This window comes from Mycobacterium sp. (genome assembly GCF_044370595.1).
Taxonomy (GTDB): Bacteria; Actinomycetota; Actinomycetes; order Mycobacteriales; family Mycobacteriaceae; genus Mycobacterium.
Window position 1 is genome coordinate 1 of record NZ_JBILVF010000248.1, and the last position, 2,940, is coordinate 2,940.

At 69.8% G+C, this 2,940-nt stretch carries 1 protein-coding gene and 1 pseudogene; both read left to right on the forward strand.

Annotated features, from left to right (window positions below; genetic code table 11):
* Nucleotides 1-428: Ppx/GppA phosphatase family protein (locus ADBZ5N_RS18375; protein ID WP_526259959.1), on the forward strand; the 428-nt coding region annotated here is incomplete at its 5' end.
* A 498-nt stretch (nt 429-926) separates the two neighbouring features.
* Nucleotides 927-2,940 (forward strand): annotated as a pseudogene (locus ADBZ5N_RS18380) (hypothetical protein); the annotation flags it as partial.

Genomic DNA, 2,940 nt, shown 5'->3' on the forward strand with positions numbered 1-2,940 from the left:
GCTGCCTGCATTCCGATCCGCCCACTGCCGAGGAGATCGCCGCTGCGCGCGAGGTGGTCCGCGAGCGTCTGGCCGAGGCCCTGGAGGCGGTACCGGTCCAACACACCCGCACCTGGGTCGGGGTGGCCGGCACCTTCACCACGATCGCCGCGCTGGCGCACGGGCTGGCCTTCTACGACTCGGACGCCATCCACCTGTCGCGGGTGGTATCGGCTGATCTGCTGGCGGTATGCGAAGAGCTCATCGGCATGACCCGACAGCAGCGGGCCGCGCTGGGTCCCATGCACGAGGGCCGCGTGGATGTGATCGGCGGCGGGGCGATCGTCGTTGAGGAGTTGGCCGCCGCCCTTGCCCAGCGCGCCGACATCCGCGATCTGGTGGTCAGCGAGCACGACATCCTCGACGGGATCGCCCTGTCGATACCGTGACCTCCAATCCCTCCACGCGACGAACTCCGGCATCGCCTCGAAGCTGGTGCCGGAGTTCGTGTCACATGGTGTTGCCGGTCAGAGCTTGACGCGGCAACCGCTGCCGATGTTGCGGCAGTGGGCCTGGCTCTTGCAGGCGTTGCAGCGGCAGGTGCAGCTGCCGGTGCGCTTGGTTTCGGTGATTCGCATTGAGGTCTTCTCCTTCGGGGCCCAACCCGCGCGGGCTCGCCTTACAACGATAGTGCTTCGGGTGTCCGACAGCGGACTTAGAACCGGACACAGCCCGATGTTTCGGTTCCCTCGGATGACCGGCAGGGACTTTAGTCACGCGTTGTATCGGCAAAGGGAATCGGCTCCCCGGAAGCGCGTTATCCCCAGAGTTGATCGTGATAGGCGCCGTCGCTAACATTCCCCCACCGGATGTAACCCACGTCACACGCTGCTGTGGTGGAGGTGCACGGCATGCTCGGACCGATCCACCCACCGGAGGCAGTCGCGATGTCCGTTCCCGAAGAGAGAAGGACCGGCCGGCACCGGCGGGAATTCGGCAGTCGGCACCGCATGGGCGCCGACTCCCTGCGAATGGTCAACGACCGGACCGGCGCCTGGATCTTGGCTTCGGCGCCACGGCCGGCGAACTACGTCGGTCGAGTCGGTGCTTTGGCGGTGGCACTTGGCGTCGGGGGCATGGTCGGCGGGCTGTCACCGGTGGCCGCGGCGGAAACCGAATCAGACGCCTCGTCGAATACGTCCGGTGCCGTGCAGTCGACCGAGGCGCCCGCCGACGCGGCGGGCGAACGGCCGCGTGGTTCGGCCAACCCCCACCGCGGCCGCCGGTCGGAGGCCTCGTCGGCTCCGCAAACGGAGACGGCGCGGGCGGGCCGCGCACCCTCGGAGCCGGACAGCATCGAGGAACCCGGCCCAGCGTCAAGTCGACGCAACCCAGCACTGCGCTCCGAGGCTGTGCGCCCGGCCGACTCGGAAACCCCGGCGTCCACCTCAGCCGGGGTTCCGGAAGCATCACGAGAGGCGGGAGCTGCCATGGTCCCGGCCCTGGTCACGGCCCTGGCGCCCGAGGCGACGGAGGTACCGGGCTGGGCTCGGGACGGCGCTTCGGTGGCTGCCGCTGTTCCGGCGGTCGCCGCGATTGCACCCGCCGCCCCGATTGCGGCCGCGCCGCCACCGACCCCCGTGATGACCGCGGCCCCGGCGCGTGCCGCGGTGTCGGACGCCGATACCGGATTGCTGGCGTGGCTGGCCGGAGACCGCGGTCCGTCTGCTCCGGTCGCGGCCCCGTTCGCCTGGGCGGCGGCGGCGCTGAGCCGCCGTGAACTGTCCGGAACCGGCACCGTCGTCACGCAGAAGACCGCGGCGACCACCGGCGAGCCTGCCGATCCGGCCAACGCCCTCGTCGCGCCGCCCCTGGGCACCCCCGCCCCCGTCGTGGCGCGGATCATCCGCATCTTCGTCGGCGACGGTACCGCCGAGAACCCCGATGCCGGGATTCTGTTCGGCAACGGCTACAGCTACACCAAGTACGAAGGGGCTTGCGCCAGCGGGGCGTGCGACGGCGGCAGGGCCGGGCTTATCGGCAACGGCGGCAACGGTTTCAACGGCGGTAACGGCGGTGCGGCCGGGTGGTTCGGCAGCGGCGGCGCGGGTGGCGACGGGGTCGCCGGGGTCAACGAAGGCAAAGGCGGCGACGGGGGCCGCGGCGGCCTGCTAACAGGCAACGGTGGAGCCGGCGGCAGCGGCGCCGACGCCGTGGAGGCCACCGGTGACGGAGGTGCCGGCGGGAGCGGCGGTGACGCCGGGAAGCTGTCGCTCAAAGGCGACGGCGGCGCCGGGGGACGAGGTGGCAACGGCGGGTCCCTGAGCGGATCCGGAGGGGCCGGCGGGAGCGGCGGCGAGGCCGGCCTCATTGGTGATGGCGGTCGAGGTGGCTGGGGCGGAGACGGCCCGGATGCCGGGGGCAAGGGCGGCGACGGTGGCCGTGCCGGGCTGTTGATGGGCGACGGCGGCAGTGCCGGGACCGACGGCCGCGTCGTTAGCTTGCTGGAGGGTTCGGCCAACCTCGGAGCGGGCAAAGCGCTGAGCAGCAGGGCCGTGGTCGGAGTCCCGTTGGCGGCAGCGTCAGTCGAGGAGGACTTGGCCACGCTTTTCTTGCAAGTGGCCTTCGCCGTCGGCGATTACCTGAACCTCACGGTCGAAAGCATCGTCGGCACGATCGACTACGTCGTCGAAGAATTTGACGTGACCATGTCCTTTGTCGACAACTGGTTGTGGGACAACGTCTGGAGGCCGATTCTCTCGCCGCTCGCCTCCAGACTCGTGTCGGACTTCGGGCTGCCTACCGTAGTAAACGATGCGGTCGCCCCTATTCTTCTCGACGCACTCCGCGACCTCGCTTACAACGGAACGATCGCCCCCGAAGTCATCAGACTTGCAACGGATCCGGTGATTCTGGATTTCATTTCCGGAGTGGTCGGCCAGCGATTGACCCCGGCCGTCG